Genomic DNA, 23,567 nt, shown 5'->3' with positions numbered 1-23,567 from the left:
GGACCAAGCCCGCCAGGTGGCCAACCAAGCGCCTCTCAGCCTGCTGAATGGCACTCTTCCAACCGCGAAACGCCCTAGGTTGCCCGCAGTTGTACTGGCATGACCAAATAGCAGAGGCGCATCGCCCCAATTGGCTTCCAAACGGCTGGCTGCGTGGCTCCGTTGAGCTCCAGGCTCACCTGCTGCGTGTGGAACACCTTGAGAGCCTCCAGCAGGTAGCGGACATTGAAGGCCACCTCGAGATCAGGGCCGGTCATCTGTACTGGCAGCAATTCCTCGCCACTGCCTACGTCGGGTGCCTCGGTGCTAATGCGTAGGGTTTGGGTTGCCGCAGAGAGACTGAGCTTGATGATGTCGTTCCGCTGGGCAGCAAACACCCCCACCCGCTCTAGGGACTCCACCAGGGGCCGACGCTCTAAGGTTACGTGTCGCTCAAACTGCTTGGGCAGCAGACGGTTGTAGTCGGGGTACTGGCCCTCCAAAAGGCGGCTGGTAATCCGCTGCTGGCACTGAGCGCTGCTGGCGCCAGGGTGCAGAACAAATTGCACCTGCGACCGGTCAAACCGCAACTCCACCCTGGAGGCAACCGTTTGGGCGCTGAGGATGCGCTCCACCTCCCGCAGAGTTCGAGCAGGAATGGTGAAGTCAGGTCCTCCCCTGGATACCTCGACCGGGATTCCCTCAACTTCCACTTGGGCTATGGCCAGCCGATGTCCATCGGTAGCTGCAAACTCTAGCTGTGGCGGATCCCCTGGCACGAGCTTGACATGCACTCCTGTGAGCACCTGCTTGGTCTCGTCACTAGAGGCAGCAAAGAGGGTCTGGTCAATGCCCTGCAGTAGGCTCTCAATGGGCACCTCTAGAGCCTGCGCCGCGGGGTGTTCAAGGGACTCGCTCCCGCCGGGGCAAGCGGCAGCCACCTCGCTGGCAGCAGGGATCGCCACCTCCGGCAGGGTGGGGTACTCCTCCGCGGCAACACTGCGTAACTGGTACTGGCCAGCGGCTGAGGTGAGGAGGACACGCTCCTGAGCTTGGCTCAGGGTAACCGGGCCTCTAGGCAGACGGCTGACAATTTCGCCAAACAGCTTGGCTGGCAAAGCCAGGCGACCGGATGCCTTCACCTCCGCTTCGAACTCGCTGCGAATGCCTAAGCTGAGGTCAAAGCCAGTCAGCGCCACACGCTGCATTTCTGCACTGGCTTCTACCAGCACGTTGGCCAGAATCGGCAGGGCGGGGCGACTGGCAACCGCTCGCCCAACTGTTGCCAGGTGCTGGCTGAGCTCGGCTTGCTCACAGGTAAAGCAAAGGCTGCCGCTAGGACTCCCTCCCGCTTGGGGGAAGGGCTGGCCCATAGCGTTGTCAACGCCGTGGAGATCTCCAGACCTGCCGTCGCGCGGGGCAGACGCGAACATGGCAGCCCTGGATTCTCCCTCCACAGGACGCTGAGCTTGCACCATTGCGGGACTTGCGAGCTGAGTATGCCAATCCTAGCACCCACTCGCCTCAGGCGATCCCTATAGCTTGCACTCTCGCGCGAGGAAGATTACAAACCACGATCCCTACCCAATTTAAATTTTTAACTAGTAGTAGTAGGGCCTGTGGAAATTGTGGAAATTGATTGCCCGACGATTAGCAAAGCCTTACGCCGCAAGCCTTTGAGCTTATTCCCTGCCTGTGGAAAATCTGTGGATAACTTGGGGGTCTTTTCCACAGGGTATTTATACCTTGTGGATAACCTGGGGTCTTTTTCCACAGGTTTTCCACAGTTTTCCAAAGTTTTCCACAAGTTTTCCACAGGCTGGCAAGGCGGGAGCTTGAAAAGTTTACAAAACTTAATGCTCTGCTCCTTGAGGATCCTCTAGACTGGGCAGCAGTAGCCTCAGGAGGGATCCCATCCAGGTTAGGGGCGACCTGGCAGGGATTGGCTAGGGGCTTTTTGGGAAAGCAGGAGCTAGCTTGGTAGCCTGCTCCCTTCAAGCAGCTAGGAGAGGTGGCTTGCGGGCAGCTAAGCTACCTCAGTGCAGGGTGTTAAGGAAGGGGAAGGGTGGCTAAGCCAGAAGAGCTTCCTTAGTGGCAGCGTGTTCTCTCTCAAGAGCCTCACCCATTTCCTCATCCTCAGGCTCCGGAGCGGCATCTTGGCAATGCTTCATGGCCTGCAGCAGCAGCGCTTCTCCCTCTTGCAGCGTCTCGATGCGGCAGAGAAGGGCGCGAAAGTGGGAGGCGCCGGCAAAGCCTTTGACATACCAGGTCATGTGCTTGCGGGCCTGCCGGATCCCGCGCTCCCCCTTGTATTCCCAAAGCCCTCGCAGATGCTCCAAGGCTACTTGAATTCGCTCTAAGGGAGTAGCAGGCGGTCTCTCTTGCCCGGTCTTAAGGAAGTGATCGATCTCTCCCACTAGGAAGGGGTAGCCCATCGTGCCGCGGGAACACATCACCCCGTCAGCGCCGGTTTCTTCGAGACACTTCACGGCTGCAGCAGTGGAGAAGATGTCTCCATTGGCAATGACCGGGATGCGCAGACGTTCCTTAACGCGGCGGATCCACTCCCAGCGGGCTCTGCCGCTGAAGCCCTGGGCACGTGTCCGAGCGTGTACAGTAATAAGTTGGGCTCCTGCCTCCTGAAGGCGGTAGGCAAAATCCAAAATGTTAATCTCCTCGTCCGACCAGCCCAAGCGCGTTTTTACGGTAACGGGCACCTCCACTGCCTTGGCCACTGTCTCAACAATTTTTGCAGCGGTGTCTGGATCTCGCAGCAGGGAAGAGCCCCCACCGTTTCTAGTAATCTTATTTACCGGGCAGCCCATGTTGATATCCACCAGGGTTGCCCCTTCGTCCACAGCCATGCGAGCGGCTTCAGCTAGGAAATGGGGCCGGCAGTCAAACAACTGAATGCCAATGGGCTGCTCCCCCTCCCCCACCTCCATAACGCGGGGCAACTCGCGGGCATAGTGCAAGCCGATGGCGCTGACCATCTCAGTGTAAACCATGCTTTGAGGGGCAAAACGGCGGACTAGCCGCCGGAAGACCATGTCGGTTACCCCTGATAGCGGTGCCTGAAAAACCCGACTGAAGATCTTCACTCCCCCAATCTCTAGGGGTTGGGCCATTCGGGCTTGCAACTGCGGTGAAAGCTGCAGGCTCATTAGAAGCCGACGCAACTACCCTTCTTTGTTGACAAAGTAAAGAAGGCCCAGGATGCGCGCCTGTTTGATGGCTTTGGAGACTTGCCGCTGCTGCTTGGCGGTTAGCCCCGTAATGCGGCGAGGCAGGATTTTGCCGCGCTCGGTTACGAACTTCTTGAGCAGCTCAACGTCAGTGTATCTAATGGGTTCTCCCGGCTTGATGGGAGACAAGCGACGGCGAACGTAAACCATAGCTCCAGAACTACTTGATCTCCTTGTGAAGAGTATGGCGGTTACACTTGGGACAGTATTTTCTCAGCTCCAAGCGACCGGGGGTGTTGCGGCGGTTTTTGGTAGTGGTGTAGCGGTTCACACCTGGAGAACGCTTGTTAACGTTGGTGCGGCACTCCGTACACTCCAGCGTAACGATGATACGAGCGCCTTTTCCCTTGGCCATGGTGGATTCCTCTGCAGAGAGAGTACTAGGCCACCTCTCCAACCTCAACAGCCATGGTTGGAGAAGGGCTTGCGTGTAAGCGCAACTACCAATTATCCAACTTTTCTTTGAGGGAAGCAAGCCAGCTTTTAACTTGCTTGCTGGTCTGCTGGCGAAGGCTGCGGGTGTTGCGGCCAACATCCTGACGGAGGCGCCCTAGCTGGCTGGAGAGACCCCGTACTGCCTCGTTGCGCTGGGCTTTGCGCAGAAGATCCCGTGCAGCCAGTTTAACGTCCTCAGTAGCTTCTCCCTCGAGGATTTCTTGTAGCAGCCGCAGGACTTTTTCATCCAGGTGGTAGCCCTGCTCGGATTCCACCACTAGGGTGCGCCCGGCGCGGTCGTGGATGCTCTGGCGCTTTTCCTTGTCGAAGAAGGCAAACAGTCCGTCGGCAGCCAGCGGCACCAGCAGGGCTGCCGTGAGGATAAACAGCGAGAGCACTCCCTCGCGGGCCAAGGAGCGAACTAGGTGAGGTGAGGCCTCGGTTTCCGGATCCAGGGTTTTGAGGTTCAGCAGCCATTTGCCCAAGCTCTGGCCAGCGGGTCGAGATTGGAAGTAGCCGCGGTTCACCAGCCAAGCGGCAAAAAAGGCAATGTAGCCGGTCATGTCCACGGCAGCCGCATCGGCTCCTACCAGAGAAGCCAAGCCCTGCGCCAGGTAGGAAACCCCCAGTCCCAGCCCAAAATCTAGAGCAAAGGCGCCGACCCGTTTGCCCCAGGGAGCCAGTTTGGGCAGGGTTTCCTCATCCTGGGGAACCCTAGCCGATTGCTCGGCCTGTACAGGAGGCAGGGAGGTTGCTGGGGGCAAGGCGCTAAAGGTTTGCCACTCGCTGGCGCTTTGGTCCAGTTGTTCGGTTTTGGGCCGTTCGAAATAGGGTCTGGGATCCGTCATCGCTGGTTGGGACAGTTTTTACCATTCTAGCGAGGCAAACCTACACCTCCAGCGCTAGGGGAACAGGGCTGCGGCGAGGGATCTCGTAGGTCATCCGATCCCGAGCCAGGAGGGTGTTGGGAAAAATGGCCCGGGCTTCGGCCAGCAGGTCTTCCAAAGTGATGGGGCCATCCGAGGTGTAGCGAGGGCTGAAGTGGGTGAGGATGAGGGTCTGGGCTTTGGCCTCGGCAGCCACCCGCGCAGCCATGGCAGCAGTGGAGTGCTTGGCGCGCTGGGCCAAGTCGCGATCGGCTTCGGCATAGGTGGCCTCGTGAATGACCAGATCAGCGGCGCGAGAGAGGTCAACGGCGTTGCGGCAGAAAGTCGTGTCGGTGCAGTAGGAAAACTTGCGGCCTGGAATGGGATCCCCCACGTAGTCTCGTCCGTGGAGCCAACGGCCTTGCCAGAAGATGGATTGCCCAGCTTTGAGCTGGCCGTAAAGGGGGCCAGGTGGGATTCCATCCGCTTGGGCTTTGGCCACGTTAAAAGTGCCTGGTCTGTCCTGTTCCACCACGCGGTAGCCAAAGGCAGGCACCCGGTGATCCAGGGGCGCGCAAAAGACCCAGTACTCCGGATCCTGGAGAATGAGACCTGTCTCTACGGTGTGAACCCGAAAGGAATAGGGGATCCGCGTCTCGCTATATCGCAGCACCGCCTTCAGATACTCTTCCAGGCCGGGGGGACCGTAGATGTCGATGTGTTGGGGAGTGCTGCCTAGGCCGCAGGAAGCCAACAGTCCCGGCAGGCCGTAGATGTGGTCCCCATGCATGTGAGTGATGAAAATGCGGCGCAACTGGCTGGGGCGCAGCTCGTCTAAGCGCAGGAGCTGGTGTTGGGTGCCCTCGCCACAATCAAACAGCCACCATTCCGACCGCTGCGGAAACTGCACCGCCACTCCTGACACATTGCGCTGGCGGGTGGGCATGCCGGAGCTGGTACCCAGAAAGGTAACCCGGATGGCGTTAGGATCCGTCACAAGGGTCAAACGTCGACAACGTTAAGGAACGGGATCCCTAGCTTATCAACTGTTTCTGCCTGGAAAGGATTGTTAGGATAGGGGTACGTGTCAGCTTTCCCGCCATGATCACCTTGACCGATAGCGCCATCCAAGAGCTAAAGCGCCTGCGCAGCAAGTACGAGAAAGAGGGATCCCAGCCCATCTTGCGCCTGGGGGTCAAGCCCAGCGGCTGCTCCGGCCTCTCCTATGTGATGAACTTTGAGTCCCAGGCCAACCCCGACGATCACACCTTCGACTTTGGGGATCTCCGGGTGGCGGTGGATCCCTTGAGCATGACCCTGCTCCAGGGCCTTACTGTCGACTTTTCCGAAGATCTGTTGGGGGGTGGCTTCAAATTCAAGAATCCCAATGCCGTGGCTACCTGCGGCTGCGGCACTTCCTTCGCCACTGCTGAAACTGCTGCTACTGTCGGCCATTAGGGGGCCTCAAGGATTGGATGGCACTAGACTGGGCAGGCGTAGTACAAACCAGGTCCACCCCTTTTGGCTAGTGACCTGGATGTGGCCCCGCAGATACTCCACCCACTGCTTCACCAAAGCCAGCCCCAAACCGCTGCCCGGCTGGGTCCAGGGATCTACAGTGGGCACGCGGTAAAAGCGCTCGAAAATGTGGGGCAAGTGTTCGGGCTCAATCTGGGCAGTGTTGCCGATTCTGAGCTCCACTCCACCGGGAAAGGCTTGCACCTCTAAGCGGAGGGTTCCGCCCGGCTGGGTAAACTTGCAGGCATTTTCTAGCAGTTCCTTCAGGATCAGGGTTAGCTGCTGCGGGTAGCTGTAGAACGCTGTGGGCAATGAGGTCAGTTCCGCAGTCTCCAGCTTCAGTTGGCGGGCTTGGAGCCGTTCTCTCACCTCATCAAGCAGGTTTTTGCAGAGGCCCTGGAGATCGATAGCGGCAGCCTCAGAACTCAACTCCTTGGCTTCTAAGCCCTGCAGATCCAGCAGTCGGTTGATCAGCTCAATTTCGGCTTGGCACTCTTCCAAAGCAATACGTTGGTACTGCCGCTGCTTCTCGTTGAGGGGGGTGCGGCCCAGGAGTTCCAAGGCTAGTCTGATTTTGGTTAAGGGCGTGCGCAGCTCGTGGGAGACCGCGGCCAAAAAGTGGTCTTTGAGGCGGTTGAGCTGCTCCAAATCTGCTATCTGGCAGGCCAGTTGAGCAGTGCGCTCCTTCACCTTGGCTTCCAGTTCTTGGTTAAGCTGTTGTAGACGGCGTTGGGCCTGGCTAACTTGCAGCAAGTGGTGCAGCCGCCGCTTCAGAACTGACCAGTGGATAGGCTTAGGGATGTAGTCACTGGCTCCTGCAGCAAAAGCCTCGTTGACAAAAGCTTCGTCTTCCAAAGCGGTGACGATTAAAATCGGCATGTCAGGGTTTTGGGCATGGAGGCGGCGGCAGCACTCAAACCCATCTAGGCCCGGCATCACCGCATCCAGGAGTACTATATCTGGCTGGTAGCGGCTTGCAGCTTCTAGGCAGGCTAAGCCGCTGTCGGCTTCTAGGATGTGGTAGCCTTCTCGCTCCAGGGCGTAACGAGCCAAAAGCCGCTGGCTGGGATCATCGTCCACAATTAGGAGAAGAAGTCCCTTCTCTGCGGAAGCGGAGTTAGATCCAGTCAAAAGACTAACCTCAAGCTCCTGCATGGGCACCTGGATGGAGAAGCAAGGAGGTTTTGGCACAGCAGCCGACAGCTCGAGGATAACCCGCTGATACTTGGCTTCCAGCCGTCGGAGAGACTTCTCAAGTGTATCTCAGTTTACAGAGTTGGCCAAGGGCCTTGGCCCCTAGGGTGCTGCTGCTCCTGAGGCGATGGGCCAGTGGATCCACGGTAGGGATCCCAGCGGGGCTTGGCTGGCTTGCCGGATCTCCTGCCAGGGGCTTCCGAAGGATCCGTAGGCTGGCCAAAACAACAATTGTCACTTCTGAAGCAAAAAAGTTCCCCTACCCCTCTGAGGGGAGGGTAGACTCCCCGGCCTTTCTGCTCAAGGGGTTTGACGGGATCCCTGGCGCCAGCGGCGGTAGAGTTTCTCCAGATCTACCCAGACCATCACCACGGTGCTAAAGCCCATGCAAATGAGCAGTTCTGAAAGGGTCAACTCTTCCGTCCCGAAAAAGCTGCGCAGGAAGGGCACATAGAGCAGGGCCAACTGCAGCAGCAAAGTGGCCAACACGGCCCCCAGCAGGTAGGGATTGGAAAAGGGGTTGAGCTCGATGGTCAGCTTGTCATTGGAGCGAGCCGCCAGCGCATGGCCCATCTGAGCAATGCACAGGGTGGTAAAGACCATCGTGCGCCAGTGGGGGATATGGGCTTTCACGATGGCCATCATTAGGATCGTGGAGATGGCAAAGACCACGCCGACGCGCACCATGTAGGCTCCCAGCCCCTGGGCGAAGATGCTTTCCTTGGGGTTGAAGGGAGGGCGCTGCATCACCCCCGGCTCCGCTGGCTCCATTGCCAAAGCCAAAGCCGGCAGCCCGTCGGTTACCAAGTTCATCCACAGGATCTGCAGGGGCGTCAGCGGCACGTCCTCTAGGCCCAAGAGAGGTGTAGCCGCCACAGTCAACACCTCGCCGATGTTGCTGCCCAAGATGTATTTCACAAAACGGCGGATGTTGTTGTAGACCACCCGTCCTTCTTCAATGGCCGCCACGATGGTGGCAAAGTTGTCGTCCAAAAGCACCATGTCGCTGGCCTCTTTGCTTACATCGGTGCCGGTAATCCCCATGGCGATGCCGATATCTGCTTGGCGCAGGGCAGGGGCGTCGTTGACCCCGTCCCCCGTCATGGCCACAAACTGGTTTTGTTTCTGCAGGGCCTGCACGATGCGCAGCTTGTGCTCGGGGGCCACGCGGGCATAGACGTTGACCCTTTGCACCGTCTGCAGCAGCTCCTCAAAGCTAAGGCGGGAGAGGGTGCGCCCATCAATGGCCTGGCTCTCGGAGTCGAGAATGCCCAGCTCGCGGGCAATAGCTATGGCAGTGAGTTGGTGATCGCCGGTTACCATGAGGGTGCGGATCCCGGCCTGGCGGCAGCGGGCTACGGCTTCCCGCGCTTCGGGCCGAGGGGGATCGTACATGCCCACTAAGCCTAGCCAAACCAAGTTGCGCTCGATCTCCTCGAGGTTCTCCGGGATCCCCTGCAGCCGCTGGGTGGCCACCCCCAAAACCCGGATGCCCTGGGCCGCCAAACGGTTGTTGGCAGCCAGAATGGCTTGTCGATCGGCTTCTGACAGCGCCTGCCAAGTTCCACTTTTCTGGATATAGGCACACTGCTCCAGCACCAGCTCGGCAGATCCCTTGACGTAGACGCCATAGCTGCCCTCCTCTTGCACCACCACGCTCATGCGCTTGCGCTCCGAGCTAAAAGGGATCTCCTGCACCCGCGGGTGCTGCTCCTGCAAAGAGGCTTTCTGCAGGTTGGCCTTGGCAGCAGCCACCAGCAGGGCGGCTTCCGTGGGATCCCCCAGAATCGACCAGGTGGGGGCGGCGCCGCGCTGGGCTGGGAGGGCAGCTTGCAACAGGGCGTCGTTGCAGAAGACCACAGCCCTGAGAAGGGCCTGCAGGTCGGGGGCGCTCTGGGGATCGATGGGCTGGCCGCCGCAGTAGAAGGATCCCTTGGGAATGTAGCCAGTGCCGCTGACGTGGTAGTGGCGGTCGGGAGTGAGGATGTCGGTGACCACCATTTTGTTTTCGGTGAGGGTGCCGGTTTTGTCGGAGCAGATGGTGGTGACGGATCCCAGCGTCTCCACGGCTGGCAGGCGGCGGATGAGGGCGTTGCGGCGCGCCATGCGCTGGGTTCCAATAGCCAAGGTAACCGTGGTTACAGCCGGCAGCCCTTCCGGAACCACCGCCACGGCCATGCTGAGGGAAGTTTCCAGCAGCGAGGTGAAAGGCGCTAGGCTTCTGGCCTGCAGCAGCCCAACGATCACCACCAGAGCCACCAAGACCAGGGATCCCGACACCAGCACATTGCCCAACTGGCTCATGCGCCGCTGCAGGGGAGTGGGCTCGTTTTCCACTGCTTGGAGCAGCTTGGCCACCTTGCCCAGCTCCGTGTTCATGCCGGTGGCAGTAACCAAGAGGATCCCTCGCCCCTGGAGCACCTCGGTGCCCATGAAGGCCATGTTGCGCCGCTCTCCGAGCTCAGTTTCCTCGGGGAGGACACAATCGGCCTGCTTGGTAACCGGCACCGCCTCCCCTGTCAAAGCCGCCTCCCGCACCTGGAGGTTGACTGCTTCCACCAAGCGCCCGTCGGCTGGGATCTGCACCCCGGCTTCCAGCAGCACCCGATCCCCTGGCACCAACTGGTTAGCAGGGATCTCCTGCCACAGGCCGTCCCGCTGCACCCGCACGCTGGGGGAGGCCAGTTTTTTCAGGGCGGCCAGCGCCTTTTCCGCGCGGCTTTCTTGCAAGTAGCCCAGCAAGCCATTGAGACCCACCACCAGCAGAATGGCCAGGGCGTCCTTAGGAAACTCTCCCTTTTGCAGATCCAAAAGGGCTGAGATCGCCGCCACGGCGATCAGCATCAGCAGCATGACATTGCGGAATTGGTCAAGGAAGAGCTGCCAGGCGCTGCGGCCAGGAGAGGAGATCAGCTCGTTGGGGCCGTATTCCCGCTGCCTTTGGGTAACCTGCTGGCTAGTCAGGCCACAGTCGGGGTCGCTTTGCAACTTCTGGATAACAGCCGGAAGAGGCAGGCTATGCCAAGCAGGGGCATCCGAATGAGGAGATCCAGCAGCTTGGATCATGGGGACACTCAGGGTCAATAGACAAATTGTACGTTAGCTGTTGTCAGCCCTCTGATCCCGCTCCAGTAGCGGGTCTTTCGAAGTTTTCCAAAGAGGATCCCAGTCTCGCTGATTTCGTGGCAAGGTGGGGACAGATGCCGCATCGGAGGCTGCTATGGAGAGCAAGACTCCTGCTCGCGATGTCCAGGTGGCCACCATTGGCTCCTCTACCCTGGTTTTTCGCTCCCGCACCTGGAATCGCCTAAAGTTTGAGCTGGAATATGCCCGGCAGCGGGGCACCACGGCTAATAGTTATCTCATCCAGGCGCGGCAGACCTTGCTCATCGATCCCCCAGGAGAATCCTTTACCGACATCTTCTTGGAGGAGCTGGCCCAACACCAGTACCTGCAGCGGCTGGACTTTATCCTACTGAGCCACGTCAACTTCAACCGCATCGCCACCCTCAAAGCGCTTCTGCCGCTGGCTCCCTATGCGGTGGTGCTCTGCTCTAAGCCCGGATCCCTCACCCTGCGAGCGGCCTTTGAAGGCATGGAATCCCCAACTCCTAGCCGTGACGAAGAGGAGGCTGCCGATTTTGGCATTGCCTACGGAGCTAACCAGTCCTTTCGCCTGCGCGTGATCCGAGATGGGGATCGCCTGGATCTGGGGGAAGGCCATGAGTTGCATTTTCGCACCGTGCCCACGCCCCGCCACCCCGACGCCCTCTGCACCTACGATCCGGCCACGGGGATCCTCTTTACCGACAAGCTGTTTGGCGCTCATGTGTGCGACGAGCAGGTGTTCGACGAGCATTGGCGGCAGCTCAGCGAAGACCGCCGCTACTACTTTGACTGCCTGCACCGCAGCCAAGCGCCCCAGGTGAAGGCAGCCCTGGCCAAGTTGGAAGAATTCCCCGCCCAAATCTACGCCCCTGCCCACGGCCCCCTGGTGCGCCACAGCCTGCGACGGCTGCGATTGGATTACCACCTGTGGTGCGAGGAGAATCCCCTGGAGCAGCGGGTAGCTCTCCTGTACACCTCCGCCTACGGGAACACCGGCCTGATGGCGGTGGCTATTGCCCAAGGCTTGGAGCGGGCGGGAGTTACCGTGGAGCGGATTAACTGTGAATGGGCCACTCCTGAAGAGATTGCACAAGCCCTAGAGCGCTGCCAGGGGTTCATTATCGGATCCCCCACCTTGGCCGGCCATCCTCCAGTTCAAATCCAAACGGCCCTGGGCATCATTCTCTCTTCCGTTCCCACCACCAAGCTGGCCGGGGTCTTTGGCTCCTACGGCTGGAGCGGCGAAGCCGTGGATCTCATTGAGAGCAAGTTGCTCAATGCCGGCTTTACCCTGGGGTTTGCAACCATCCGCGCTAGGTTCAAGCCTACCCATGCAATCCTGGAAGCCTGTCAGGAGGCGGGATCCCAGTTTGCCCAAGCCTTGCGCAAGGCCAAGCGAGCCCGCACCTCCCGCCAAGGGGGTGTTGAAGCGCAGGCGGATCGGCTAGTGCAGGCCTTCAGCCGGGTAGTGGGATCCCTCTGCGTGGTTACCGCCCTGCAAGATGGGATCCCGCGCGGCTTTCTCACCTGGTCAGTGGCCCAGGCCAGCTTCAACCCCCCAGGCCTTACCCTCTCTGTGAGCAAGGAAAGCGAGGCAGAGTTGCTTACCCGTCCCCAGGTGCCCTTTGTACTCAACATTTTGCGGGAGGGCAAAAGCAGCAGCCTGCAGCGGCACTTTCAACGGCCTCAACGCCCTGGCGAAGAGCGCTTTGCTGGTCTAGCCATTGCCACTGCCGAGAATGGCTGCCCGATCCTTTTGGATGCCCTGGCTTACCTAGAGTGCCGTGTCAAAAGTTGGATGGAGTGTGGCGATCGCTACCTAGTCTATGCCGAGGCAGAGCGCGGCAAGGTGCTAGATCCCACAGGAGTTACCGCCATGCGGCGCGGGTAGAGTAAAGTGGAACAAGTTAAGTTCTTTGCTAAGTCTTCGCTCTCACGGGAGAAGTAACCATAAAAGAGATTTTTCAGAGCCTCCTAGACGCTCCTACCCAGATTGGCGGAAAAGCTGTAGAGGCAGTCGCTGGCACTGCTGCGGTTGCTTGCCAGCTTGCCGAGACAGTTGCGAAAACTGTTGTTGATCCAGCTACCGAAGCTACGAAGAAAACCGCAGAAGCGCTTACTGAGATCAGCAAAGAAACTTCCAAAATTGCAGAAGCCCTCATTAATGAGGATAAAGACTACAAGCCTTATGTGATTCCCATACTAAAGACTATCGCCTCGAAGAAAGTATTCTAGGTGGGCAATCTCTGCTGGTCTCTGCTTTCAAGGAGAAAGCAATCATGGGGATCATCGAGGAAATCCTTTGGGGAGCCCCAAAGGCGGCTGCGGAGATTGCTGCCGAGGTTGTGGGAAAATCTGCAGGTGCTGTCCTTGGCACTGCTAAGGTCGTCGGTCAGGCGACTCAAGCAGTTGCCCAAGCTGCTTTCGACCTAGGTACTAAGGTCGATCGAGGAGCAGGAGAAGTTCTTGCTGGAGCTAGCGCAACTGCTCTCCATCTTGCGGGAACTCTTGCTGACGGAACCTGAAACTATCTTGTCGAAGAAGCTGTCCACCACAAGCCTGAGCTGATCCCTATCGAGCCCTCCCTAGGCTGGGACGAGGCCCCGGTTTTTATCAACGGTTTTCTCAGCGAAGGCGAAACCCAACCTTGGAAAAAAAGACTATTGTGGGAAACACTCCGACGGGCTGGGTGCATGGGATCCCTATACTACCTCTGGTGGGATGCTTCCAATCCGATGAGCTTGGCCTTATCTACCCTCAAGCTTGGCGTAGGACTACTTGCCCATTGGGAAGCCCACAAAGCTAAAGCCAAAAAAGTGGGGCTTGACTATGGCTATCCTCTGCTCTCCTCTTTGCCGGAAAGACAGATTACGCTGATGGGGTTTTCCTTGGGAGCTAGGGTAGCCTACTACATTATGCGAGGTTGGCCTAAGACTGTAGATCCGCGCCTTAAAGATATCATTCTGCTCAGCGGTGCTGTCAGAAGGCAAGCCGATAAGCAGTGGAGCCTGCATGTAGAAAATATCACGGGAAAACTGGTGAATATCTACAACGAAGACGATCTGGTTTTGGCCTACGTCTTCAAAGTCCCATCCCTCAACCGCAGCCCCTGCGGGATCAAGCCAATTAAAGAGTTTCACCCCAGAATCGAGAACCTTAATGCCACTCACTCAATTGGCTCTGTAGAGCACAGCTACAAAGCCTATCTACCTCACCTGGAGCTCCTTCTGGATCAGAAGCTGGACTGGAAAGCTCGCTGCAGTCGCCTGCGCTAGGTGGTTAACTGCAGCTAGCCTCTAGCCCTAGAAAACCACAACCAGAGACTTTTGTTGCTGGCGGTCACCCTCCGGAGAGAGCTCAGCTTCAAGAGCAGTTGGCTTTGTCTGGAAACAGCAGTACACAAACTTTTGCACAGCGCCAGCGGGGGTGCGGTGTTCTTCTTGCTCATACTTTAGGAGGTTGAAAGCGCTACCGAACTCTGCCTGCAAGAGATCGGGCGAGTAGCGCACAACAGGCAGGCCAGTGCATTGCGTAGGCCTGTCTTCACCGAAGGCAGCTATGATAGCAAACCCTCCTGGCTTTACTGCTCTCAGGACATTGGCCACGTATGCTCGCCGATCTTGAGGATTCGTAAGAAAGTGAAACGTTGCCCGGTCATGCCAAATGTCGTAGGTGTTGGCCGGCAGAGTTAGCTGGGTAATGTCGCCCTCTACCCAGTTGACTGTGTTTCCCCAAGCGGGCCTTTGCCACTGCCAGAGCTGCCGCAGAGATATCGAGAACTGTTAGCTTGCGGTAGCCCGCCTCCAGCAGTTCATCTACCAACCTGGACGCTCCCCCGCCAACGTCAATAATCGAGGCTGAGAAGCCCAACCCCGTCTCCCGAATAAGACGCAGCGACCGCTCAGCGCGTGGCTGAAACCAACTGAGAGACTCGGCTCGCTCGGTCTTGTAGCCGTTCTCCCAGTGTTGCTTCATCTTGCTGACCTGTGTTTGCTTATATGACCATATTTTCATGCTAGCAGCCAGGCAGCACACAACACCCCCCGCTGGAGGTGCTGGAACAGAGGCAACTCGCAGTAGAGTCCACCGGCAGGGATCCCTCTGTGCGTGCCCTCTGAGCGAGAGTTGATGCTCTCGGAACAGCTAGCCCAGCCGCCGCTAGAGGAGCTGCCTTTGCTTGGCTCTGGCTAGCTGGCCTTGCGTGCAGGCAGGATCTGCGTTGAGTAGAATCGACCTGTCCTTACCAGGAAAGCAAGGATGGTTTGGCAGTTGTTGACGTGGCCAGCGCAGGGCTTGCTATGGCTAGCAGAGCAGATTCGCGAGCGGGCCGAGGCGCAACTTGACAGCAGGGAAAACCTCCAGAAAGAGCTTACAGCTCTGCAGATCCAGCTTGATCTAGGGGAGATCGACGAGGAGACCTATACCCGCCGAGAAGAGGAGATCTTGCTGACTTTGCAAGCCCTGGCGGAAGCCGAAGCAGCTACCAATGGGGAAGCAAGGGATCCTCAAAACTCTTTGCCATGCCCCCAAGACAGCTTGCCCTAAGAAGGAATCTATCCCGCTGATGCAACCAAAAGCTAGGTACCTCGGAGCGGTTGCAGTCTTTGAGCCTAGCTACAGGCAAGGAGTCTGCTTGCCGTAGCAGCCGGCAGTCTGCCCCCTACCCACGCAATTGAGGAGCGCCAAGCTCGCCAGAGCCTGAACTTCATCTTCAGATTCAGAATGTTCAGGGCTTGCGGTATCATGGGCTAAGCAGCCCCCGAACAATTGGAAGCAGCGAGGTCAAGGCAGTGGTTAGGGTAGCCATCAACGGATTTGGTCGTATTGGTCGCAACTTTTTGCGCTGTTGGCTAAGTCGTCCGCAGTCCAATGTCGATATTGTTGCCATCAACGACACTTCAGACGCTCGCACGGCTGCCCATTTGCTCAAGTACGACTCCATCCTTGGAACCCTACAAGGAGTGGAAGTGGAGGCTAGCGAGGGTGGTTTGCTAATTAACGGCAAGCACATCCATGCCGTTTCCGAGCGCAACCCCAGCAACCTCCCCTGGAAAGAGTGGAAGGTGGATCTTGTAATCGAGGCCACCGGCGTTTTCTTGGACTACCAGGGGGCCTCCAAGCACCTGGAGGCGGGAGCCAAAAAGGTGGTGATCACTGCCCCAGCTAAGGGAAGTGACATCCCTACCTTTGTCTATGGTGTTAACCAGCACACCTACGACCCGGTGCGGCACAACATTGTCAGCAACGCTAGCTGCACCACCAACTGCCTTGCCCCGATTCTCAAAGTGCTGCTGGACAAGTTCGGTGTGCGGCGGGCTACCATGACCACCACCCACAGCTACACGGGCGACCAGCGCATTCTGGATGGAGGCCACCGCGATTTGCGGCGGGCGCGGGCAGCAGCGCTGAGCATGGTGCCAACTACGACGGGGGCAGCCAAGGCGGTGGCGCTGGTGATTCCTGAATTGAAAGGCAAGCTCAACGGGGTGGCGGTACGGGTTCCCACGCCCAATGTCTCTTTGGTGGATTTGGTGGTGCAAACAGAGCGCCAAGTAATTGCCGAGGAGGTCAACGCCGCCCTGAAGGAAGCCTCGGAAACGACCATGAAAGGGATCATCGCCTACTCAGACGTTCCCTTGGTTTCTATCGACTACCAGGGCCACAGTTGCTCCGCCATTGTGGATGCAGAGCTGACCAGCGTCCTGGACGGGGATCTGGTTAAGGTCATGGCCTGGTACGACAACGAGTGGGGCTACTCGCAGCGAGTGCTGGATCTGGCTGAATACATGGCTGCTCGCTGGGTAGAGTAGTTGACCAGTCCTCATCCCTTAGCGGCAGAAAGGGGAAATTCGGCAAAAACTTGCCAGCGCTTGCCGTCGTGGACGAGGAGAGTGAGGGCAGAGGCGAGGAAGGATCCCTGGAAGGGACGATTCTGGAAGAGTGGCCAGGCAGCGCGGAACTGGTCTGGCCGGAGATCTCGAAAGGCTACCGTTATGTGAGGCACAAAAGGACGAGGGGGAGGTGTTGTGGCCTGCTGCCTGAGAAGAAGGCTCATGTGCTGCTGGGCCCTAGCCTGCAACTGCTGCAGCTCTGAGGAGGGCTCAACGTGAATATAGATAACCCGCGGCGCAAAAGCGCCAAAGCCATGCAGCTCAACGGTAACTGGGGCCTGCTCTTTGGCAAATTCTTCCAGGGACCCCGTCAGGGCTGCCAGCTCAGCGGTGGGCCACTCAAAAGGAGGCACGAGGGTGATGTGAGGGGGTGAGCGCAGGGCTGCTCGGCTGGCAAATTGCTCGGCAAACTGTTGTTTGATTGCCGTCACCTGCTCCTGCAGGTCTGCTGGAGGAAGAAGGGCAAGAAACAACCGCTGCTGGGGAGCATTGATGAGCATTGCCAAGCAGGCAAGAGGTACTTTCCTCCAGGCTAGGGCATCGCCTAATTATCTAGCGACGCAGTGGTAAGAATCCCCCATGACCCAGCTTTCCCCTGTCTCTCCAGAGCCTCAGCCGGCTTCGATTCCCTCCTACCATTGGCATCTATTTCTCTGCGCCGACCAGACCAAGCCCAAGTGCTGTGAAAAGGCGGTGGGGCTGGAGGCCTGGGAATACCTGAAGCTGCGGATTCAGCAGTTGAACCTAGAGCTGGCGGGCGTTGGCTCTCTGCGCGTCAACCGCACCAAGGCCAATTGCCTACGGGCATGCAACTATGGCGTTCCCGGGCCTGTGCTGCTGGTGTACCCCGGTGGGTTTTGGTACCACTCGGCCACGCCGCCAGTGATAGAGCGGGTGCTGCAAGAGCACATCCTGGGCGGGAAGCCGGTGGCTGAGTACCTCGTTGCCCAAGCTACTCTGATTGCCCCTCAGCGCCCCTGATCCAGGAGGAGGTGAATGGCCTCCACACAGGCTGCCGTTACCCGCTGCAGCTCAGCTTTCTCGCTAGAAACTGGCGGGGGGATCAGCTTGCCGATGCGCACGGTGATGGGGCAAAACAAACGCGGCCAGCGGGATCCCTTGGGCAGCACCTTCTCGGTGCCCCAGAGGGCGACAGGGAGCAGGGGTGTCTGGGTGCGCGCTGCCACCAAGGCTGCCCCCAGGTGAGGCTGGGGAATGCGGCCATCGGGGGTACGGGTGCCGTTGAGAAAGATCCCTACTGCCCATCCCTTGGCCAAAGCTGCCTCTGTGGCCTGCAGGGCGCTGCGATCTGCCCCACCTCTTTTTACTGGATAGGCGCCGTAGAACCGGATCACCTGCTTGAGCACGGGCACTCGGAACAGCTCTTCTTTGGCCATGAAGGCTACAGGGCGGCGCACCGCGTTGGCCAGCAAGGGCGGATCCAGGTGGCTAGCATGGTTGCTGACGATAATGAGGGATCCCTGGCGAGGCACATTTTCCTGCCCATAGGTGCGGCCAAAATACAGTCCCCGAAACAGCGGGTTGACCACTAGCCACTTGAGCAGCCAGTAGGCCAACCAATCCCGGCGGCGATAGCCCATCGCAAAGCTCGAGATTCTCTAGAGTTAGCAACAGCTCCCTCTTTGAGTGTAGGGGAGAGGGGTAGCGGAGGGAACAAACAGCGAACGCTAGCATCTAGACTGAGAAAAACCTCCAGCACAATTGGGGAGCGGTTCATAGGCGAAGTCGGGAGCCAGCAGTTCAAGATCACCGCGCCCGGCAGGATCGAGGAGGAGTCGTGAACTGTGACGCGTTGGTCATTGGCTGCGGGGTGGTGGGTTGTGCCATCGCCTATGAGCTAGCAGCAGCAGGGCTATCAGTCATTGGGGTAGATGCTGGGGAGCCGGCCTCAGGGGCTACCGGCGCGTCGCTGGGGGTGTTGATGGGAGTCTGCAGCCGCCAACCCAGCGGGGAGGTGGTGCAGTTGCGCCTAAAAAGCCTGGAGCAGTTTGATCCCCTGATTGCTCGGCTGGAAGCAGACTTGGGCCGCACCTTGCCCGTCAATCGGCGCGGCATCCTCCGGCTCCTCCAGGAGGAGGAGGTAGCAGCCTGGCGAGAGACCCTGGCAGCTCGTCAACAGGCGGGCTATGACCTCCAGTGGCTGAGTCCGGCGGAGGTGAGATCCCTGCAGCCTGGCCTGCGTAGCGACCTGGCGGGGGCTATCTACTCTCCCCGCGATCGCCAGATCCACCCCAAGCTCTTCACGCAGGCGCTCTTGGAGGCAGCTCAGCGCCGAGGAGCCCGCTTTTTCTTTCACCAACCGGTTTACAGCTTTCAGCGCAGCCCAGATCCCCCCTTTCGCGTAGAGGTGGTTCACACCCCATCCCTCACCTTGGCGGCGGGGTACGTTGTTCTCGCTGCTGGGCTGGGCAGCTCTGCTCTGGCCAAAGAGCTGGGCTTGCAGATGCCGCTGCAAGCTGTTAAGGGCCAGGCCCTGCGGATTCAAGCTGCTGGGATCCCGTGGGGGCCAGTGGTGGCTGACGGGGATCTCAACTTGGTTCCTCTGGGCGATGGATCCCTGTGGGTGGGGGCGACGGTGGAATTTCAGGCCTCCCACGCCGGGCCAACCCTGCTGGCTCTTCAGGATCTACTGACCCGCGCCATCCGGCTTTGCCCAGCTTTGGCGGAAGCAAGGCTATTGGAGCACTGGGCCGGCCAGCGGCCGCGACCCCTGGGGCAGCGCGCTCCCATCCTAGGGCCGGCTCCTGGCTATGCCAATCTGCTCGTTGCCACTGGCCACTATCGCAATGGGGTCTTGCTGGCTCCCATTAGCGCCGCCATCCTGCGAGACTTGATCCTAGAAGGCAAAACCGACCTGGACACCCTCAGCGCCTTTGCCCCCCGCCAGAAGTGAGTAGCACGGAGCACTAGCAACGTGGTCTTTGAAAATAGGGCCGCTTCTGCTGCCAGCACCAGGCAGTTTGAAGGATCTCAGCCAAGTTGGTATAGCGGGGCCGCCAGTTGAGGTCACGGGTAATGGCCGTGGCGTCGCCCACCAGCCGCGGCGGATCCCCGGGTCGGCGTGCCCCCACTTGCACAGGGATCTGCTTGCCGGTCACGGCCTCGGCTGTGGCAATCACCTCCCGGACAGAAAAACCTTGGCCATTGCCCAAGTTGTAAGCAGGTTGCAGAGGCTTGCCAGCCGCCAGCGCCTCTAGGGCCAAGACATGGGCTTGCGCCAGGTCGGCAACATGGATGAAGTCGCGGATACAGGTACCGTCAGGGGTATCGTAGTCATCCCCAAAGATGGTTAGGTGAGAGCGCTGGCCAGCGGCAACTTCTAGGGCTAGGGGGATGAGGTGGGTTTCTGGGTCATGGGCCTCGCCGATTTCGCCGTCAGGATCGGCGCCAGCGGCATTGAAGTAGCGCAGGCTAACGGATTGGATCCCGTAGGCAAGCTGGAAGTCCCGCAGCATCTGCTCCACCATGAGTTTGCTCTGGCCGTAGGGGTTGATGGGGCGCTGGGGGTGGGTTTCCGGGATGGGGATCTGCTCCGGCACGCCGTAAGTGGCACAGGTGCTGGAGAACACCAGGTAGGGGATCCCGTGATCCCGCATCGCCTCCAACAAGGTCAGGGATCCGGCCACGTTGTTGCGGTAGTATTTGCCCGGATCCTTGACCGACTCGCCCACGTAGGCATAGGCGGCAAAGTGAATTACCCCTTCGGGGCGGTACTGCCGGATGACTTGATCTAGCCGATGGCGGTCGGCAATGTCGCCAATTTCCAAGGGCCCCCAGCGAACAGCCCAGGGGTGGCCGTAAACCAGGTTGTCGTAGGCAATCGGCAGGTGGCCATGGGCCGCCAGGGCTTTACAGGTGTGGCTGCCGATATAGCCTGCGCCGCCTGTAACCAGAAGCCGCATAGGCCAGGGGGAAGGAAATCCCTGTCTAGAATACAGCCATTCTCGCAGGCCTCGGCTATTGCCCCGCCCTATTCCAAAAGCTGCTGCCACTCGAGATGAGGCCGCCAAGCTTCTGCCAGGCGATCCAGCAGTTCTTCCCGCTGCTGGGCGTAGTGGCCCTCCAGTTCTGGCAAGGGATCCCAGCCTTTTTGTCGGCGCAGCCAGTTTAGCCATTGCCGCCGCCAGCGGTGGTTGTCGAAGAGGCCGTGTAGATAGCTGCCCCAGACCCGGCCTGTGGGATCCCGCCAACCCAAGCCTTCTTGCTCAAAGATCGGCAGGCAGCCTGAGGAATTGGCCTGGGTAGATCCTTGGTGGATCTCATACCCCTGGACAGGGGTGGTGGCAGGCCAGCGGCTTTGTGTTTGCACCTGCTGGGTGACCTTGGTGGGCTGCAAGACAGTGGTCAGCGGCAAGAGGCCCAACCCGGGGTAGGTGCCGGCAACTCCCTCTCGGCCTTCAGGATCGGCGATGGTTTGTCCCAACATCTGCAGCCCGCCGCAGATGCCAACAATGTGGCCGGAATAGTGGCGCAGTTGGTCGGCTAGGCCACTCTGGCGCAGCACCAGCAGATCCTTGAGGGTGGTTTTGCTGCCGGGCAGGATGACCACATCGGGGGATCCCAGGCTCTGGCCAGGGCCAACCCAGCGCAGATGGACGCTGGGCTCTGCTAGCAAGGGGTCGAAGTCGGAGAAATTGGCCACCTGGGGCAGGCGAACCACGGCAATCTCCAGCCGGTCTCCCCGCCGGGGACGGCGAACTTCCCAGAGGTGGGGGCCGGCCTCCAGGCCCAGCGAATCTTCCTGCGGCAGCGTCCAGTCCAGCCAGGGCAGAACTCCAACCACGGGGATCCCGGTGTAGTTCTCCAGCCAATCGAGGCCAGGCTGCAGCAGCTCCCGCGCGCCGCGAAACTTGTTGATGACAATGCCGCGGATCAGGGCCCGTTCCTCTGGCTCCAGCAACTGCAGGGTGCCCACCACATGGGCTAGCGCCCCCCCTCGGTCAATATCTGCCACCAGCCAGGTGGGGGATCCCAGATGCAAAGCCACCCGCATGTTGGCCAGATCCCGCTGCTTGAGGTTGACCTCTGCCGGACTGCCCGCCCCCTCGCAGACAATCCACTCGTACTGCTGCTGCAGGCGAGCCAGGGCTGTTTTCACTGCCTCCCAGGCAGGCGCAAACCAGCGCTCGTAATACTCACTGGCACAACAGGTGTCCACCGCCACGCCGTTGAGGACCACCTGGGAAGTTAGGTTGCCCTGGGGCTTGAGCAAAATCGGGTTCATCTCCACGGCGGGCGGGATCCCGGCGGCCCAGGCCTGCAGGGCCTGCGCGTAGGCAATCTCGTGGCCCTCGGCAGTGACATAGGCATTCAGCGACATGTTCTGGGCCTTGAAGGGGGAAACCCTCTTCCCCGCCTTCTTCAGGAGGCGACAGAGGGCAGCCACCACAAGGGTCTTGCCCACATGGGAAGCTGTCCCCACCACCATCAAGGAGCGGCACAGCTGGGCCATTGCGGATCCCCTGAGCTTTTCGACGGGCAGACCCTCCCTCCAAAGGGGCAGAAGAAAAGGGAGGGAAGCAGCTTCCTCTCCCACGCAAACTCACTCGAGCTGGGGCAGATGGATTCGAACCACCGAATGGCGGGACCAAAACCCGCTGCCTTACCACTTGGCGATGCCCCAATTTACCTTGCCTAGCTAGCTCAATATAGCGATGTGGCCTTGAATCTGTCAACGGTTCCTTGGTCGCCTAGGTCGCGGGGAAGCTGCAGCTATTTGCCAGAGGGCCAGAGTCGACCTCAGAAGGGCTGGGCAGCTGGGGGATGGGGACCACTTCGAAGAAGTAGGCCCGGATCTCCGGCCCAAAGTAAATGACATCCCCACTTCTCAGGTAGTGGGTAGCCACGCGGCTGCCGTTGACGAATACGCCGTTGGTGCTGGAGTGCCCTTGGCGGTCGCCGTCGATGAGACAGTAGGTAAACCCTGTGCGGCTAGACCGGGTAGGCACCCGCACCAGGTAAGCATGGCGGCGCGAGACAAACTGGTTGACAATCTGGATGGTGTTGGAAGGGTCCCGGCCAATGGTGTAGATATCCCCCCGCAGGATGTAGCTGCAGGGCCGCACAGGATGACAGAGGCAAAGGGTGAACTCCGGATAGGACAGAGGTTGCTCGGGAACTGGCTCGAACAGCTCTTCTGCCAGTTCCAACTCCTGGCTAGCGGACAGCTGTGCTCCGCCCACTTCTGTAGTCGCAGTAAAAAAGTCGTTGAGGTTAGATGGCAACGGCTTTCCCTCTCCCACCTTCAAGCACACCCCATTCAACCTAGGCTTTCCAGGCAACTCACAAAACCCGCAACTTGCAGGTTCCCACCTCCTCCAAATTTTGCATCAGGCAGAGCTTTTCTCTGGCTGTCTGGGCCCGCTTGGAGCGGCAAGCCTTGCTAGCAGACAGGCTATTCTGGGTAGCAGGTCTATAGCTTACTTTATAACCCTCTTTATAAGCCTAAGGTGCGGATGTGACGGAAGCTCTGTTGCGTCGGTTGGATGTGGCTACAGAAGCGGCTCTGGAGGCGGCAGCACTGTTGCGGGAGTACGTGGACAAAGCTCTGGCTATTGAGGAGAAACGTCCAGGGGACTTGGTGACAGCAGCAGACCGCGCTTCCGAGGAGCTCATCTTGAAGATCCTGAGGCGCCACTTCCCCGAAGATGGGATCTTGACGGAGGAATCGGGCCAGCAGGGATCCCCAGAAGGCACCTACACCTGGGCGATCGATCCCTTAGATGGCACCACCAACTTTGCCCACGGCTACCCCTTTGCTGCCGTCTCTATTGGCCTGCTGGAGGGGCGGGAGCCGGTGCTAGGGGTGGTCTGCGACATCTTTCGGGGGGATCTCTTTCGCGCCGTACAAGGGATGGGAGCCACCCGCAACCGCAAACCCATCCGCGTCTCCTCTACTACCGAACTCTCCCGCAGTCTCCTGGTTACTGGCTTTGCCTACGACCGCCGGGAAACTCCGGACAACAACTACGCTGAGTTCTGCCACTTCACCCACCTCACCCAGGGAGTGCGGCGAGGGGGATCGGCTGCCCTTGACCTGGCCTACGTGGCCACTGGCCAGTTGGACGGCTATTGGGAGCGGGGTCTCTCCCCTTGGGACATTGCCGCTGGGATTGTCTTGGTGCGAGAGGCCGGCGGCAAGGTTACCGCCTACGACGGCAGCCCGGTAGATGTGTACAGTGGCCGCCTGCTGGCCAGCAACGGCTGGCTCCATGCTGCTCTCCAAGAAGAACTGGCCCAGGTCAGCCCCCTGCCGGTTTCCTTCCCGCTGCGGCGGAATCGCCAGCTCGGAGAGCGCAGCAGCTAAAGTC

23 protein-coding genes and 1 tRNA gene are annotated in these 23,567 nt (G+C 59.4%); 8 read left to right on the top strand and 16 right to left on the bottom strand.

Annotated features, from left to right (window positions below):
* Positions 1-74: 74 nt before the first annotated feature.
* The 6 genes from dnaN to rnz form a co-directional block, all read right to left on the bottom strand.
* Entirely contained in the window at positions 75-1,412 is a 1,338-nt protein-coding gene (dnaN, locus tag NW808_RS06420) for a DNA polymerase III subunit beta (protein WP_414420661.1), read from the bottom strand.
* Between the two features lie 636 nt (positions 1,413-2,048).
* Positions 2,049-3,143 (bottom strand): tRNA dihydrouridine synthase DusB, encoded by a 1,095-nt coding sequence (dusB, locus tag NW808_RS06415; protein WP_414404915.1) that lies wholly within the window; start codon positions 3,141-3,143, stop codon positions 2,049-2,051.
* Positions 3,144-3,158: 15 nt separating this feature from the next.
* Positions 3,159-3,374, bottom strand: a complete 216-nt coding sequence (rpsR, locus tag NW808_RS06410; protein WP_414394021.1) for a 30S ribosomal protein S18 — start codon at positions 3,372-3,374, stop codon at positions 3,159-3,161.
* A 10-nt stretch (positions 3,375-3,384) separates the two neighbouring features.
* A complete protein-coding gene (gene rpmG / locus NW808_RS06405; RefSeq protein ID WP_414394020.1) occupies positions 3,385-3,579 on the bottom strand; it encodes a 50S ribosomal protein L33 in 195 nt (64 codons plus the stop codon).
* An 85-nt stretch (positions 3,580-3,664) separates the two neighbouring features.
* Positions 3,665-4,507, bottom strand: coding sequence for an RDD family protein (locus NW808_RS06400; RefSeq protein WP_414394019.1), 843 nt, complete (start codon positions 4,505-4,507; stop codon positions 3,665-3,667).
* Between the two features lie 40 nt (positions 4,508-4,547).
* Positions 4,548-5,504, bottom strand: a complete 957-nt coding sequence (rnz, locus tag NW808_RS06395; protein ID WP_414404960.1) for a ribonuclease Z — start codon at positions 5,502-5,504, stop codon at positions 4,548-4,550.
* Positions 5,505-5,626: 122 nt separating this feature from the next.
* Between rnz and NW808_RS06390 the strand changes: the two genes are divergently transcribed.
* Positions 5,627-5,983 (top strand): HesB/IscA family protein, encoded by a 357-nt coding sequence (locus tag NW808_RS06390; protein WP_414420660.1) that lies wholly within the window; start codon positions 5,627-5,629, stop codon positions 5,981-5,983.
* Positions 5,984-5,989: 6 nt separating this feature from the next.
* On the opposite strand, the gene NW808_RS06385 is transcribed toward NW808_RS06390, so the two are convergent.
* Positions 5,990-7,174: a response regulator gene (locus NW808_RS06385; protein WP_414420659.1), complete on the bottom strand. Its 1,185-nt coding sequence runs from the start codon at positions 7,172-7,174 to the stop codon at positions 5,990-5,992.
* A 363-nt stretch (positions 7,175-7,537) separates the two neighbouring features.
* The gene (locus NW808_RS06380) at positions 7,538-10,303 is read right to left on the bottom strand and encodes a cation-translocating P-type ATPase (RefSeq protein ID WP_414420658.1); all 2,766 of its coding nucleotides are present in this window, start codon (positions 10,301-10,303) and stop codon (positions 7,538-7,540) included.
* 154 nt (positions 10,304-10,457) lie between these two features.
* Between NW808_RS06380 and NW808_RS06375 the strand changes: the two genes are divergently transcribed.
* On the top strand, positions 10,458-12,236 hold the full coding sequence (locus NW808_RS06375) for a flavin reductase (RefSeq protein WP_414420657.1): 1,779 nt from the start codon (positions 10,458-10,460) through the stop codon (positions 12,234-12,236).
* Positions 12,237-13,038: 802 nt separating this feature from the next.
* Positions 13,039-13,620 carry a DUF726 domain-containing protein gene (locus tag NW808_RS06370; RefSeq protein ID WP_414420656.1) on the top strand — a complete coding sequence of 194 codons (582 nt, stop codon included), beginning with the start codon at positions 13,039-13,041 and terminating at the stop codon, positions 13,618-13,620.
* A gap of 27 nt (positions 13,621-13,647) precedes the next feature.
* On the opposite strand, the gene NW808_RS06365 is transcribed toward NW808_RS06370, so the two are convergent.
* Both NW808_RS06365 and NW808_RS06360 read right to left on the bottom strand, forming a co-directional pair.
* Complete coding sequence (locus NW808_RS06365; protein WP_414420686.1) at positions 13,648-14,031, bottom strand: class I SAM-dependent methyltransferase; 384 nt, start codon at positions 14,029-14,031, stop codon at positions 13,648-13,650.
* Positions 14,000-14,320 carry a hypothetical protein gene (locus tag NW808_RS06360; protein ID WP_414420655.1) on the bottom strand — a complete coding sequence of 107 codons (321 nt, stop codon included), beginning with the start codon at positions 14,318-14,320 and terminating at the stop codon, positions 14,000-14,002. The genes NW808_RS06365 and NW808_RS06360 overlap by 32 nt, the downstream gene beginning before the upstream one ends.
* 282 nt (positions 14,321-14,602) lie before the next feature.
* On the opposite strand from NW808_RS06360, the gene NW808_RS06355 reads away from it, so the two are divergent.
* Positions 14,603-14,890 carry a gas vesicle protein GvpG gene (locus NW808_RS06355; RefSeq protein WP_414420654.1) on the top strand — a complete coding sequence of 96 codons (288 nt, stop codon included), beginning with the start codon at positions 14,603-14,605 and terminating at the stop codon, positions 14,888-14,890.
* A gap of 245 nt (positions 14,891-15,135) precedes the next feature.
* The gene (gap, locus tag NW808_RS06350; protein ID WP_414420653.1) at positions 15,136-16,155 is read left to right on the top strand and encodes a type I glyceraldehyde-3-phosphate dehydrogenase; all 1,020 of its coding nucleotides are present in this window, start codon (positions 15,136-15,138) and stop codon (positions 16,153-16,155) included.
* Between the two features lie 11 nt (positions 16,156-16,166).
* Here the strand turns inward: gap and NW808_RS06345 are convergent, their stop codons facing one another.
* Positions 16,167-16,736, bottom strand: a complete 570-nt coding sequence (locus tag NW808_RS06345; RefSeq protein ID WP_414420652.1) for a 2'-5' RNA ligase family protein — start codon at positions 16,734-16,736, stop codon at positions 16,167-16,169.
* A gap of 79 nt (positions 16,737-16,815) precedes the next feature.
* Between NW808_RS06345 and NW808_RS06340 the strand changes: the two genes are divergently transcribed.
* Positions 16,816-17,217, top strand: coding sequence for a (2Fe-2S) ferredoxin domain-containing protein (locus NW808_RS06340; RefSeq protein WP_414410642.1), 402 nt, complete (start codon positions 16,816-16,818; stop codon positions 17,215-17,217).
* On the opposite strand, the gene NW808_RS06335 is transcribed toward NW808_RS06340, so the two are convergent.
* A complete protein-coding gene (locus tag NW808_RS06335; protein ID WP_414404926.1) occupies positions 17,205-17,837 on the bottom strand; it encodes a lysophospholipid acyltransferase family protein in 633 nt (210 codons plus the stop codon). The genes NW808_RS06340 and NW808_RS06335 overlap by 13 nt on opposite strands.
* A gap of 197 nt (positions 17,838-18,034) precedes the next feature.
* On the opposite strand from NW808_RS06335, the gene NW808_RS06330 reads away from it, so the two are divergent.
* On the top strand, positions 18,035-19,150 hold the full coding sequence (locus NW808_RS06330) for an NAD(P)/FAD-dependent oxidoreductase (protein WP_414420651.1): 1,116 nt from the start codon (positions 18,035-18,037) through the stop codon (positions 19,148-19,150).
* Positions 19,151-19,163: 13 nt separating this feature from the next.
* Here the strand turns inward: NW808_RS06330 and galE are convergent, their stop codons facing one another.
* The 4 genes from galE to NW808_RS06310 form a co-directional block, all read right to left on the bottom strand.
* Positions 19,164-20,159 (bottom strand): UDP-glucose 4-epimerase GalE, encoded by a 996-nt coding sequence (gene galE / locus NW808_RS06325; protein ID WP_414411387.1) that lies wholly within the window; start codon positions 20,157-20,159, stop codon positions 19,164-19,166.
* A 68-nt stretch (positions 20,160-20,227) separates the two neighbouring features.
* Complete coding sequence (locus NW808_RS06320) at positions 20,228-21,709, bottom strand: cobyric acid synthase (RefSeq protein ID WP_414420650.1); 1,482 nt, start codon at positions 21,707-21,709, stop codon at positions 20,228-20,230.
* Between the two features lie 99 nt (positions 21,710-21,808).
* Positions 21,809-21,880 (bottom strand) — tRNA-Gln (locus NW808_RS06315).
* Between the two features lie 67 nt (positions 21,881-21,947).
* On the bottom strand, positions 21,948-22,439 hold the full coding sequence (locus tag NW808_RS06310; protein WP_414410647.1) for an FHA domain-containing protein: 492 nt from the start codon (positions 22,437-22,439) through the stop codon (positions 21,948-21,950).
* Between the two features lie 275 nt (positions 22,440-22,714).
* Between NW808_RS06310 and NW808_RS06305 the strand changes: the two genes are divergently transcribed.
* A complete protein-coding gene (locus NW808_RS06305) occupies positions 22,715-23,563 on the top strand; it encodes an inositol monophosphatase family protein (RefSeq protein WP_414404931.1) in 849 nt (282 codons plus the stop codon).
* Positions 23,564-23,567 lie beyond the last annotated feature (4 nt).

The organism is Synechococcus sp. W70.1, assembly GCF_047461515.1.
GTDB lineage: Bacteria > Cyanobacteriota > Cyanobacteriia > Thermostichales > Thermostichaceae > Thermostichus.
The sequence above is the reverse complement of the archived record's forward strand: the minus strand, read 5'-3'. Positions and strand labels throughout refer to the sequence as shown.